This is a genomic window from Paenarthrobacter sp. 2TAF44 (assembly GCF_052114885.1).
Lineage (GTDB): Bacteria > Actinomycetota > Actinomycetes > Actinomycetales > Micrococcaceae > Arthrobacter.
Genome location: NZ_JBFRFP010000036.1, coordinates 30,884 through 43,106 on the forward strand (window position 1 = coordinate 30,884; position 12,223 = coordinate 43,106).

The window sequence follows — 12,223 nt, forward strand, 5'->3', positions numbered from 1 at the left end:
ATCTCAATATAGCCAGCACCTGCGACTTCACCGGCACACGCGCAGGCTTAGTTCCTGGCCGCTGAATGCAAACCACCAGTCTTCGACTTCTTGATTGGCTTGGCTCAAAGTTGGTTCGCGCGGTAATCGCGCCCGCCTTGTTTGAAGGTGAGCCAGCTTGGCGGGACGTGGCCCCGGGCGACGAGTTGCGCATGTACGAATGTCCACATCTCAGTGGGCGTGGGACAGTTTTTTGGGTGAAACTCTACTTGGCCCAAGCCAGAAGAGGACCAAGACCGGTTTACCCGTTGGCTCGAATCCGAATAACTGGCGTCAACTATCCGAGTCAGCGTGATGGCGCTCGTTGCTGTACGTCGCCTTCGCGAATGGTTGCCCGCCACCCCGAAAGACATGTGGCTGACATACTGGGGTCCATGTTGCATCGAATGCTCTGATACATTTCGGGCAATCAGAAAGGGCCATCTATGGGCTTCGTTACCCGCCGCCTCGTCCCACGCAGGATTCGCAGAGCAATTCACCCTGTTAGAACTGCTAAGCGTGCCGCCTACCGCGCCACCGTTCCGCGCAGCGTACGCCGAACCGTGAGTACAGCGCGCAAGGTGGCCCATCCCGTCAGGACTGCCGGTTATGCAGCCGAGAAAGCGATTTTCGGGCCCCACAACCGACGTTCATCGCGCACCGGTACGTCGGCTGCTTACGGCATATGCGGCGTTCGACACGGCAGTCCCAGAACTGCGGCCAACTGCCGTAAGTGCCGTCAGATTCGCCCGACGTTCAGCCGTTCCTCCACACCCACGAAGGGCTCGAGCAAGTCATCCACACGAACCGGCGTCATGGTTGCGATGGTCGTCTTCGCGTTGATCGGTTTCACGAGCGGTGGCGGGGGTACCATTCTCGGGGTGTTGCTCGTTATCGCATTGCTTACTTGGGCACTCGGTGCTTTCGCTTTCAAAGACCACTGATCTCACCGTTACAGCCGGACCCTGCCACCCATATGCTGCGATGACCGATGGAATATGGACAAAGCTCCGATCAAATAGCGATTGGTCGGAGCTTCGTCCTCTCTCTATCCGGCTCAACTAGGGTTTCGCCGGGAAGCAGCTCACCCGTTTCCGTAGGCGGGATTCATCTAGCGCTTACGCCGTGTGACGGGGGCGGCAATGGTTTTACCATGTCCATTTTCCCGTCTTCCGGCTGCGCTCGATCTTGCTGCCCTGGGATGGATCTCTCGGGTCAGCGGCTGGGGCCGTTTTTGCTTCGTTCTGCACCTATAGAGGATCCGCGGCTGCTCTTGCGTGCTTTTGCCGCGTTGCTGGTCGTGACGGCTGCGCTTGGGTGTACGCCCTCGTTGCGGGCGGCTGCGAGCCGGCCACGTATCTGCGTTTCGTTGGCCCCGGTACCACTGAGCGAGTCAGCGAAGCTCGCGTAGTGTTCAGCGGATCCGTAACCAGCCTGTGCAGCACTTTCTGTCTTCAACCCTTGGTCTCTTTGTCGCTTGCTGTCGTTGCCGGTGACGCGTTCTTCGATTTCGCGTCCGGGTCCTTCTATGCGGGCGAAGAGCTCCTTCTCGGCGCGCTCGTACCACTGCTCCTGGGTTGACCACCTGTCGCCCGTGAACCCGCCCTCAGCGAGGAGTTTAGCTTCGTGCAGGTTCTTGGCCGCGTCCACGAACGCGGTGTCTTTGAAGCGTTCCTCTCCTGCCCCGTTGATGTTCGCCGTTTCTTTCCTCAGCTGGTCGATGTCCGGACCGTTGATGCCGTCCTTGCCGATCAGGAACATGCGTTCCTTCACGGCGGCATTCGCTACCTCCAGCGCTTTGGGTGTCTTTGCGTTGTGTGCCTGCTGGAGTGCCTTGCTCAATTCAGGGTTGGCCAAATACTCCAGCGGTACCTGGTGCTGCTTCATCTCGGACGCGAGTTTTGCAGCTTGGGCACGGAGTTCTTCTGCGCGGGCAGCCGCGAGGAGTTGCATGGCCTTTTCTTGTTCGGCGGCCGCGTTATGGGCCTCTTCCTGAGTGAGGGCAAGTGCGTCCTGCCGCGCCTTCTCCATGGTGATGGTCTGGATGCCTGATTCGAGGTAAGCTGCGTCCGTGCCGACGTCGTGGGTGTCGATGCCATACCGTGTCAGGACCTCCTGACGGATCCTCTCCGACGCGGCCAAGGCAGTGGGATCGTGGTCTTTCCAGCCCTCAGCGACCGCGTGTGCTGTGGCGATGTCGGCGGCCTGGGCTTTGTCCCACCATTGGTCTTTTGCGACCGGCGCGAGGGCTGCGTGGGCGGCGCTGCGCTCGGCTGCGAGACGTGCTTGGGCTTCGTGGGCGGCCTGTGAGTCAAGGTGTTCCTGTTGCCGCTGGGATTCCTGTCGTTTGCGGGCCAGGGTCTCCGCGACACGGGACGCGATCATCAGCGATTGCCGCAGTCCGCCGTCAAGCACTTCGTCCATTCCGTCTGATTCACTCATTGGTGTTCCCCTTGCACTAGTGGTGTGATTCTTATCGGTCGAGGCCCTGGCCAGTGCCGCGTTGGCTGGGCTGATGGGTCTTTGCGGGTGTGGCCGGCGTCGGCGTGGTCGGCACCGCTGATCCCGGACGAATGGGAGCCATGCCCCGGCGTGCAATATCAACAGCCGTGCGCGGCACCGCAAACTCTGTTGCCGTTTGTTGGCCGGCACCGACGGAGACGGCCTTGGGCATGGTGGCGCTGAATGGTCCCAGCTGGTTCTCCACGACGGAGCGGATGCGCTGTGCTTCGCGGCTCCGCCCGGATTGGGCGTGCATTTCGTACACGGCGAAGGCGGTGTTGATCAGCTGCACCATGAGCGCCGTTTGGGCGGCTGTTTTGTTCTTGCTCGATGCTGCCAAGAACAGCATTGCTGTGCCGGCGATGGAGGGCAGCGCGACGGGTTTGTTGTGCTCGCGTGGTGCGCGGAGCTGGGCGGTACGGGAAAGTTCGGCAGCGGTGGCCGCTAAGGGTCCGGGTGTGCTTTCGAGACGGTGGGACCATGCTGCGAACGCGCCGGAAACTTCCCGTGCAGCCTTCGCCCAGGTCGCGTGATCATCCCGGGGAATGGACCGCAGCTGCTCCGCAAGAGCTGCCGCGTTGCGGGTGTACTCCACCCATACATCAGCGGAGGGGTTTGCGTTTTCGGGACCGGTCTTGGAGACCTTGCGCTTGTTGCGTGCAGCGGCGTTCCATTCGGCGGCAGCTTCGGTGGCGAGGTGCGGTGAGTCCATCCACGCTTCACGCAGAGCACCAAGCTTCAAGTCAGAGGCGAGGGTGCCGCCGCCGAACCAGATAGGCCTCTCCCCCGACCTGGGACGTTCGGCGACGGAGTAGCCAACGATGACGTCCGTGGTGTTCTTCGCGTACCGGGGACGGAGCAGCATTCCGGTGTTGCGGGCGCGGCGGACGAACTCGCCTTCGGACGCTGACGCGCTGGCACTGGCCCGGACTTTGCGTGCCAGGGATGCCCTGTGCATTTCCCGTTCGTCACGGACAGCGGTGGCCTTCTCCGCCCGGTCATAACCGCGGGTGGCGTGCACGGTGGAGAGCTGCTCCAGCCCGTACTTGGCTTCCAGCTCGCGGCACGTCTGCTGCGCGCGTTGGTAGTCCCCGTGGGTGGAGGCTTTCGTGCCATCTTCCCGGACCAGGGAGACGGCCAGGTGGATGTGGTGGTTTCCGTTCTCACTGGTGCCGTGGTTGATCGCTACCCACCGGCATTGGGTCTTGCCGCTGGCCTCGGTGAAGCCCATGGAGTCCATGAAGTCGTTGGCGATATCGCCCCACTGCTGGTCCGTCAACGCCCCCTCTTCGGCGCGCAGACTCAGCGAGCAGTGCCACACGCTGGCATCCTTGTAACCCACGTGGACGCGCTGCTTCCTCGCAGCGTCCCACGCGAAATCCTTGATCCTAACCTCGACGCCGTACGCCTTGCGTGGCCGGTCCAAATGCTTGGCAATGGCCACCGCGTCGTCGTGGTCCAGGACACCGTCGTCGTACCATGCCATGATCGCCGCGTCCCCGGCCACCAGGTGCGGTTCCGTGTGCGCGTTCTTCGTCTTATCCGTATCGGTCGATGCCAGGTAGACCATGAGCCCGGTCATGCGCGAACCGCGGGTGATGTTCGGAATCATCCCTACATCAACCCATCAATCGCATCATCAATGCGCATCGCCACGGACCGGATGTGCTGCAGCGCTTCCCGCGCTTCGGCAGGGTACTCCCCCGTCGCGTTGGCCTGCCGCGCGATCTGGTTGATGTTGTTCGAGGATCGCGCCAACAAAAGATGCAACGACATGAGCTCGGCCATGATCGCCCGACGCTCCGTCGGCGAATCCGTGCCCTCCGACAACGCCGTCGACACCAGCAGGTTCGGGACAGTCACTCTCTCCCGCGCGGCCCTCGCCACAAGAGCTGCCTCTTCCTCCACCGTGACCCAAACGTCTCTCCGCTTCTTGGACCCCGCCGGAGCATTCGCACGACGACGACGGGACAAATTGGAACGACCAGCACCCTCCTCCGGCACCCCAAACCCTCCCTCCAAAAGCCCAGCGCAGCGACCCCGAACCGGGGACCACACAAGCCAGTGTGCCGCACCCGACCGCCAGTGTCGAGCGCGTCAAGCCACTTACACCCGTGTAAATGTATAGCTTGCTTCGTCGGCTGCTTTCTGCAGATCTCCCCAGCGTGTTTGCCGGACAAGCAACCGCTCAGTCGCTATGCTGGTGGCACATTCGGCGAAATCCAGGGGGAGATAATGCGTCAAGACATCAACCAGGCACTCGAACTGCCGTCCAAATTCCACAACAATCAGGAACTTTTCCAGCTGCGTTCGGAACCGCCTGAACTGTCACCGGCAGCGTCTCCCTCAAGCCCACAAAACAACCCAAAGCTCGCCGAGGAAAGGCAAGCACAAGAGGCCTTAACCAATCCGCTCAGCGTCGATGATGCCTACTACGTGGAACCGACCACATCAGAACCTGCTCAGATTGTCATGGGCTTCAAAGTGGACCGTAAGCCAAGCAACGGCAAGTACCTGGTGGACGACGTAACCCGCATCCTTGATGCCGGCACAGATCAAGTAGCCGGCACCATCGAGTCGCTGGCGACGGACCATCTTCGCAAGGCAACAGGAACAAGTGCCCGCATTCATGACGATGGATACACCATCAACATCCGGGCAGAGCTGCACGTCGATAGCAGAACATCCCAAGCCGACACACCGACGTTGACCAGAGATCAAACTGCAGCACTACCCGGCATCGAGCTCGCAGTCCGGAACGTCCTTCCCTTCGAAGTCCAGGAACACGCCAGTTCCGTGGCGGCGAGGATCGCGAAAGAACTCCCAACACAGACACAAGTGATCGATGCCTACGAACGCCCAACCCTTTCCGAAGTCATCGATCACCATCAACGGCAGTTCAGTCCCTCCCCGGGCCAGCCCGTCGCGCTGAACACCTATCTACGCTCGTTCCCGGCGCATCCCGTCGCTGCGCTGACAGACAGCCCAACCCCTCCCAAAGCTGCGACGCACAGCACCGCGACTATCCCGGACCTCCACTCCGGACCGGAACGCTAGGCCACCACTAAGAAAGGCACCCACGGAACATGCCCATCGATATCGAACAGACCAAACACCAAGCACGCGCCCTGCTGAACTCACGCATCACATCAGTCGAGGAACTCGTCAAGGCACGCCAAAAAGTCACCGATCTTAAAGAACAACTGGTCGACGCGGAACGCGAAGACAAGCGCGCCTACGTTAAGGCCATCAGGGACGGCTGGAGCGCCGATGAACTCAAGAAGCTCGGCCTCGAACCCGCGACGGTAACCCGCCGGCGCAAGGCCCAAAACAAGACACCAGATTCCCCGATGGGCAGGCCTCAAGCGAATTCCGAAAACTCCCACAGCCACTAAAGCCCCTCGCCCACACGGGCACGGCAAAAGCTAAACCCTTCGGGCTTTTCCCGCACACATGTGGACGACGGGACCCACCTGACCGGTTGCACACAATCGCCAGGGAACCTCTTCTGCGCAGGTCACCATGGGCGGCCGGCGATCATGCACAATCTGTTCTGTGAGTGGGCGGGTGCGTCCCCCAAAACAAGGAATCCATGGATCAGCCTCTCCTTATAGCCGCGACCCTCGCATCGGCTTTCGTCGCCTGTCTCGCCCTGATTTCAATCTCTATCGGAATCATTGAAGTCTCATTCTTTGGACAGCGCGTGATTGGCTTCACCGAGAACCAACGCAAGCAATTCATCACCAACGTCATCAAGGTCATACTCACCACAGGTGCCGCCAGCATGGTCGCAATCGTGCTCGTCGTTCCAGGGCTTGCACAACAAACCGCACCAGGGATTCCGAACTACACCCCCGCTCTCACCCTGATAGTGGTAATCGTCGCAGCGTTAGTCACGTACAAACTTGAAGTAGCCAGCGAATCCCCAGACACCCTCTTTGACCTCCACAGTGACTTGCGGAAATCCTGGGTAGATGAAGAGGACCTAAAGCGTCACGCCATCGCACGCCGCAGAGCATGGCTGCGCGACTTCATGAGGACGAACGGAGGCCGATCCATGGTGTCCTCCAAGCGACCTCTCAACGCCGCTTACCAAGCAGCGATCGATAAATCACTGGACTACGACTACACCGACATGCGATTCAAAAGACTCGCCAGACTGACAACTTTCAAGACGATAGCGGCGATGATCCGCGGGCACGTGTGGCGATCTCTCTGGCTACTCACTCCCCTGTTTGCCGTCCTATTCTCGTGGCTCACGGTACTGCTCCTCTGGACACCGGATAGCACTCCCGATGTCCCAGGCCTTCTCCTCTTCGGAGTGGGCACACTCGCCCTCGGCTGCACGTTTAGCTACTTCAACTTTTGGGCCCGCTCGACGGCACGCCTCAAGAGGTACTGCGAGTTAAAGCGATATGAACAGCTCTGCGACCTGCTGCTGACGAAGTTCGCCATACGCGCATCAGCAGCACACAAAACAGCCACCGCAGAAGGGGAAACTCAACTCGCAACAGCACAACAAGTAGCCGCACTCACCTCAGCGCTCGAAGCGCATCTCCAATCCAGCTCACCCGGAATCATCCGCCGCATCCTCCGAAAGCTCTGGTAAACCCTCAACCACGTACTCTGGACTAATTCTCAGCCACCCCAACGGGAACATTTCTCCTGGTCCACGCCGGAGCTCCCGGCACCCCAAACATCCGTGGTGGCGTTCTTTCAGCCTTGACGACACACACTGGTCGCGCTGGGGCCCAAACACGCAGGCACAGGAACCGAGCCTGACAGGAGACCTCTAAAGCGCCACGGGGATTCACGCTGAGGTACCCGACACTTTCACCCCAGACTTACCTACCGCAGCGCACGTCATAAACCATAGAAACCCAATGGACGACAACTCCTTGAGTCCCGGTTTTCGAATGCCATGACCGACGTTGTTCAAGGGTGCTGCAGGCCGAAGTCGAGCCCCAAGTTGGTGCCCCAGAAGAGATGGAATGTCAGCGGTCTTCGTGACGAGCGGTTTCCTCACGGGTTCGTCTCCCTGGGCGGAGTTCACCGGCTTCAATACCGGGCCATTTCCGGCCGTTGTTGTACTTGCGCTGCAGCCGGCGTAGCTCTCTGCGGGCAGCTCCTTCAACGAAGTCTGTAATGGACACATACCCTTCCAGCTTCCCGACTGCTTGAACGGCGGCCCGGATCTGCTTCAGGTCCTCTTCAGTGAAATAGGGCCCCTTCTTCTCACCCGACTTCATGGGTCAGGACGCCTGGAGATAGAACATGAGGAACTGCAGGGAGAAACTGACCAGTCCGATTGCCAACAAGCCCAGCATCCTCTTCCCATATCGGGATTTGTCACCGCTGAACTGCTGCGTCTTCATGGCAGCAAGAGTCCCGAGCGAATCCCGTAGGGTTTGGCGGGTCTTGACGTCCGCCATTGCGCGGTTCTTTTCTGCCCTGGGAACTCTTCCGAGCTTCATCCTGTCGGCAGCTTCTTCGGCCGTACGGGCCGCGTTGGTTTCCTTCTGCAGTTGCTCTTTCAGCTGCTGCAGCTGAATCTTCTTGATCATGAGGAGAACGATGGTCGCACTCGCTGCCACGATCGACAGGACTGCCACGATGAAGGCCGCCCACTCTATGAACCCGGTGATGGGATCGAGCGAGGAAAGCGAGGATCCAGGGAGCATTGTTCTTCACGTCTTTTCTGATATCGGGAGAGTAGGTGCCAGTTCCTGGCAGGGTTTCGATTCGTCTTGAGCTATGGCTGGTCCTGGCCGAAGATGCGCCGGTGCAAGGCCTCGCCCATTCGTCTGCCACGGCCAGAAACCTGTCGGAGTCCTCATGTCGGGGATCCGTCTCGACCAACAGTGGCTCGGTTAGTCTTTGCGCTATTCAGATCAAGTTTCGGCCAGCTGCCGCTTTCCCCCGTCCGTAGCCTTTTCTGCTGCCTTGAACAGCTTCCTTGGACTCGGCATGTGCGGATCCTCTTGTCTGAAGGGCGAAGTAGTGTCGGGGCCACCGTCGTGGCCAGCCCCGATACCAAATGGTTTAGAAGGGGGGGTCGGAGTCGGGGCCGTTCCCCCAGGAGCCGGCGTTGGCTTGCGAGTTCGCGGCCCATGGGTCGTCCTGCTGGGCGACCTGTCCGGTGGTGGGCTGGTTGCCGAAGCCTCCGGCGTTTCCTGCGCCCTGGTTGTTGCGCTGGGTGCGGTTGACCTTCGCATTCGCATAACGGAGGGACGGGCCGATCTCGTCCACCTCGAGCTCTACCACGGTGCGCTTTTCGCCCTCTTTGGTCTCGTAGGACCTGGACTTAAGCCTGCCGGAGACGATGACGCGGGTGCCCTTGGTCAGCGACTCGGCTACGTTCTCGGCCGCTTCCCGCCACACGCTGGCGCGGAGGAAGAGTGTCTCTCCGTCCTTCCATTCGTTGGCTTGCCGGTCGAAGGTCCTGGGAGTGGATGCGATGGTGAAGTTCGCTACCGCAGAGCCTGACGGGGTGAAGCGGAGCTCAGGGTCCGATGTCAGGTTTCCGATGACTGTGATGGTGGTTTCGCCTGCCATGATGGTTCCTTGTCCTCGTGCGCTGGTCTCGTTCTCGGTGTTTTTGCTGATGTCGTTCTGAGGTGCAGGGTCGTCTGATTCTTCGGGCTGCTGCCGGTCTGCAATGTCTGGCTCCGTTGCGAAAGGATCCCAGATGGTGCCAATCGGCCACGGCGGCAGATCCTGCGTGCCAACCGGGTAGTTCACGGCGGCGCAGTCGTAGGGGTCGGGGGCCGGGACGTTGATGACGCCGGATGGGTTGCCGATACGGCCGAACTCTTCAAGGTCCACGTACTTGCGGGGGCTGAGGGTGAATCCGTCGACGGGGTGCCGTGCGTCCATGATGTTCACGCCGCTTTCTGGTTCATGGCCGCCTGTACGAGCTTGTCGCGGCGGAGGCCTGACCAGTGGTCCTGGTCATCGGAGTTGTTCACGACAACGGGTGCCTGTGAGTATCCGAGCTCGGCGGTGATGTATTCCAGCGCTGCCGGTACTTCGGTGATGTCCACGGCTTCGTAGGTGATGCCTTTGGAGTCGAAGTACTCCATGGTGCGGTCGCAGTTCGGGCAACCGGGCTTGGTGTAGACCGTGTAATCGGTGATTGAGGTAGTCATTTTCAGTCCTGCGTTTCGTATCAGTTTTGGTTAGGTTCGTCTGGCTGACTTGCTACCTCCATTCTAGCGTTTATCCAATCGAATAAAAAGGGTTTCACCCCGGATTGTAGGGGTTTTTCTACTCATTTTTGCATTCTTTGGCGCGCTCAGGGTGGTGCGTTTGGTCTTGCGGGTAGTAGGCCGGCGTGACTCCCCCGGGCTTCGTTAGGAGCTGGCCTGGGCGTTGGGTTCTTGTGCCTGCGTCAGGTGATTCCGCGTGGCCCCAGTGTGGCGTCCCGGCTGAAAGGAACAGCCTCCATAGCGGATGGTGGGTCGGCGGCGATTGTCTTGACCCATGGGAAGGGTGGCCGGATTAGCGGGTTAAACAAAGCAGGACCGGCGGCCGGTCCTGCATCGCTCTCCTCGGACAAAGGAAATCTGTTGTTCAGTCTACAAGACTGAAGAATTGCGCCTCAGTGGGTGGCTCGCTTGTGTGTTGCCCGGTATCGGCGCAGGAGAAGGTATGTAGCCAGGGCAAGGACTGCTCCGATCACTGCACCGAGGATCCGTCCGGTAATGCTTCCCGTGATGTTCAGCAGGATCAATGGCAGGGAGATGGCAGCGATGAAGCCCATGTCGAACGCAAGAGTGTCGGAATCGACGTCCTCCATTCTGGAATGGGCGATCCCCCATTGGATAAAGACGTAGATCGTACCGATAATGCCGAAGATTGCTGCCCCGATGATCCAATGCTCCAGGATTTCATTCAGGCCAGGAAACATCTCGGCAAGGGAGATCCCCGGGAATGGCTGCGTGGTCATGGTGACTCCTGTTCGTGGTGCTCTGGGATGAGACTAGCGGCGGCCTCTGACAAAACTTTTCGGTGGTGAGCCGATGGAATAGCCAGGTAGCCGGCGAGGCGCGGCTTTTGGTGGGCCCGTGCCTGGTGGCGTTGAATGGCGGTCCGCCGCGGGTGATTGGCTGCTGTGGTTCGCACTGGGCGGCGGACCGCCCGACGTTTGGGAGGTTCCGGCCCTGCCGTGGTGAGCGGCCGGGGGCCTTGCCGGGCGGTGGGGTTCCGCCCGGCAAGGGGTCTTATGCCGCTTCTCCTTCGGCTGGTTTGGCGCTGTCGATGATGATCTGCTCAACCTCGCTCGGGGTGTAGCCCCATGTGACGAGCTGGTTCAGGTAGTCCCGGTGGCTTTGGAATGGGTTGCGCCATGAGTCTTTGGCAATGGTCTTCTCGCACCCTGCGCAGACCAGCGCGATCAGGGAGAACTCGGGCCGGGCCGTGGACTTGGCCACGTGATCCCTGAGCGGGTTCCATGCCCATGACTTCTCGCCGTCGGTCTTCGCACTGACCATTTGCGCTGCCACTTTTGCGTCATAGCTGGCGGTTTCGGAGTGGTGCGTGAGCGCGTGGATGGTGAAGTACTGCCAGCCCTTCGGTGCCTGCTTCTTCGCCAGCAGGGTTTTGACGAACTCCCGGCGCACTGTCGTGGCCGATTCCATGGCTTTGTTGTTGGCGATCAGGGTTTTCCGTTCGGCTTTCTGTTCCTCGGTCATCGGACCAGTGTTGGCCGAGGATGAGAAGCGGTTGCGGTCCTTGAAGCCGAGCTTCTTCCAGCCAACGATTACCGGCACGGCTGAGCATTCGCCCCTGTAGTCCTGTTCGATGTAGACGGCGTTCGCGTCTTCTTCGGTGGCGCGTTCTCCGTCTGCCCGGTTCAAGGAGCTGACACGGGCCGTTTCGTCGTCGTAGTAACCGGGCTTCTCAACGATGGTCGTCTCGGTTGCTTCAAGTTCAGCGGTGAACGCTGCAAGAGCAGCAGCGTGAGCACGTGCGTCCCGGAGTTGCTGAGCGACGTGGAGCAGCTGATCCGGTTCGTCCTCCATGACTGATTCCAACTCTGCTGTGGCTTCCTCGTCCCCTTCGAACTCGGCCATCACGAGGGCTTCCTCGATGGTGTGCCCCTTGCCCAGGGCTGCGGTTCCGGCGTCGGATGTTTTGGCTTTCAGCGCACCTTCAACGGCGGCCTTTTTCCGTCCGGTTTTCTTCGCGATCGCTGCCGCTGAAACGCCGATCAGGGACAGTTGGTGGTAGGCGTCGGCTTCGTCGGCCTCTGTCATCGCGGCGCGCTGGATGTTCTCAACCACCTGCGAGACGATCCTCTCTGCGTCCTCTGTGGATGCGGTGATCATCACCGGGATCAGGGGGCACTGGGCTTCGACTGCACCAAGAGTACGGCGCTGGCCCATCCGCACATACACGGTGCCGTCCTCGTTGCGGTGGGCGATGACCGGTTCGATGACGCCGTGTTCTTTGATGCTTGCGATGAACTCCGGGGTCAGGGCGGCGTCTTTGCGGACGTTGATGTCCATGATCAAGGTAGTGGGGTCGAGCATTTCCAGCGTGGGTGCTGCGTTCATGGTGTTGGTCCTTCTTGTCCGAGAAGTTGGGTGGGTGGGGCGACCAATGGTGACCGGCCAGCTTCCCCTCTCCCCCCGTTGTTTTTTGGTTGCTGGCAAGCTTGCTTGCTTGGCGGCCAGCGGAGCCCCGTCTACCCGCAGGGCAA

12 protein-coding genes are annotated in these 12,223 nt (G+C 60.3%); 3 read left to right on the forward strand and 9 right to left on the reverse strand.

Going from position 1 to position 12,223, the window contains the following annotated elements:
* Positions 1–1,233: 1,233 nt before the first annotated feature.
* Genes AB4Z15_RS23135 through mobC form a run of 3 tightly spaced genes read right to left on the reverse strand, consistent with a single transcriptional unit; the run spans position 1,234 to position 4,383 of the window.
* The gene (locus AB4Z15_RS23135; protein ID WP_442019118.1) at positions 1,234–2,460 is read right to left on the reverse strand and encodes a hypothetical protein; all 1,227 of its coding nucleotides are present in this window, start codon (positions 2,458–2,460) and stop codon (positions 1,234–1,236) included.
* A gap of 31 nt (positions 2,461–2,491) precedes the next feature.
* Positions 2,492–4,132 carry a relaxase/mobilization nuclease domain-containing protein gene (locus AB4Z15_RS23140; RefSeq protein WP_442019119.1) on the reverse strand — a complete coding sequence of 547 codons (1,641 nt, stop codon included), beginning with the start codon at positions 4,130–4,132 and terminating at the stop codon, positions 2,492–2,494.
* A gap of 2 nt (positions 4,133–4,134) precedes the next feature.
* Positions 4,135–4,383 (reverse strand): plasmid mobilization relaxosome protein MobC, encoded by a 249-nt coding sequence (gene mobC, locus AB4Z15_RS23145; protein WP_442019120.1) that lies wholly within the window; start codon positions 4,381–4,383, stop codon positions 4,135–4,137.
* A gap of 372 nt (positions 4,384–4,755) precedes the next feature.
* Here mobC and AB4Z15_RS23150 point away from each other — a divergent pair, with 372 nt between their 5' ends.
* The 3 genes from AB4Z15_RS23150 (at position 4,756) to AB4Z15_RS23160 (ending at position 7,129) form a co-directional block, all read left to right on the forward strand.
* A complete protein-coding gene (locus AB4Z15_RS23150) occupies positions 4,756–5,577 on the forward strand; it encodes a hypothetical protein (protein WP_442019121.1) in 822 nt (273 codons plus the stop codon).
* Between the two features lie 29 nt (positions 5,578–5,606).
* The gene (locus AB4Z15_RS23155) at positions 5,607–5,915 is read left to right on the forward strand and encodes a hypothetical protein (protein WP_442019122.1); all 309 of its coding nucleotides are present in this window, start codon (positions 5,607–5,609) and stop codon (positions 5,913–5,915) included.
* Between the two features lie 197 nt (positions 5,916–6,112).
* The gene (locus AB4Z15_RS23160; RefSeq protein ID WP_442019123.1) at positions 6,113–7,129 is read left to right on the forward strand and encodes a hypothetical protein; all 1,017 of its coding nucleotides are present in this window, start codon (positions 6,113–6,115) and stop codon (positions 7,127–7,129) included.
* Between the two features lie 385 nt (positions 7,130–7,514).
* On the opposite strand, the gene AB4Z15_RS23165 is transcribed toward AB4Z15_RS23160, so the two are convergent.
* The 6 genes from AB4Z15_RS23165 to AB4Z15_RS23190 all read right to left on the reverse strand — a co-directional run bounded on the left by AB4Z15_RS23165 (position 7,515) and on the right by AB4Z15_RS23190 (position 12,077).
* Positions 7,515–7,769 (reverse strand): ParB family protein, encoded by a 255-nt coding sequence (locus tag AB4Z15_RS23165; protein ID WP_442019124.1) that lies wholly within the window; start codon positions 7,767–7,769, stop codon positions 7,515–7,517.
* 3 nt (positions 7,770–7,772) lie between these two features.
* The gene (locus AB4Z15_RS23170; protein WP_442019125.1) at positions 7,773–8,201 is read right to left on the reverse strand and encodes a hypothetical protein; all 429 of its coding nucleotides are present in this window, start codon (positions 8,199–8,201) and stop codon (positions 7,773–7,775) included.
* Between the two features lie 361 nt (positions 8,202–8,562).
* Positions 8,563–9,396 carry a single-stranded DNA-binding protein gene (locus AB4Z15_RS23175; RefSeq protein WP_442019129.1) on the reverse strand — a complete coding sequence of 278 codons (834 nt, stop codon included), beginning with the start codon at positions 9,394–9,396 and terminating at the stop codon, positions 8,563–8,565.
* A 5-nt stretch (positions 9,397–9,401) separates the two neighbouring features.
* The gene (locus tag AB4Z15_RS23180; RefSeq protein WP_442019126.1) at positions 9,402–9,668 is read right to left on the reverse strand and encodes a glutaredoxin family protein; all 267 of its coding nucleotides are present in this window, start codon (positions 9,666–9,668) and stop codon (positions 9,402–9,404) included.
* Between the two features lie 452 nt (positions 9,669–10,120).
* Entirely contained in the window at positions 10,121–10,468 is a 348-nt protein-coding gene (locus AB4Z15_RS23185; protein WP_442019127.1) for a hypothetical protein, read from the reverse strand.
* 274 nt (positions 10,469–10,742) lie between these two features.
* Positions 10,743–12,077: a ParB/RepB/Spo0J family partition protein gene (locus AB4Z15_RS23190; protein ID WP_442019128.1), complete on the reverse strand. Its 1,335-nt coding sequence runs from the start codon at positions 12,075–12,077 to the stop codon at positions 10,743–10,745.
* Positions 12,078–12,223: the final 146 nt, after the last annotated feature.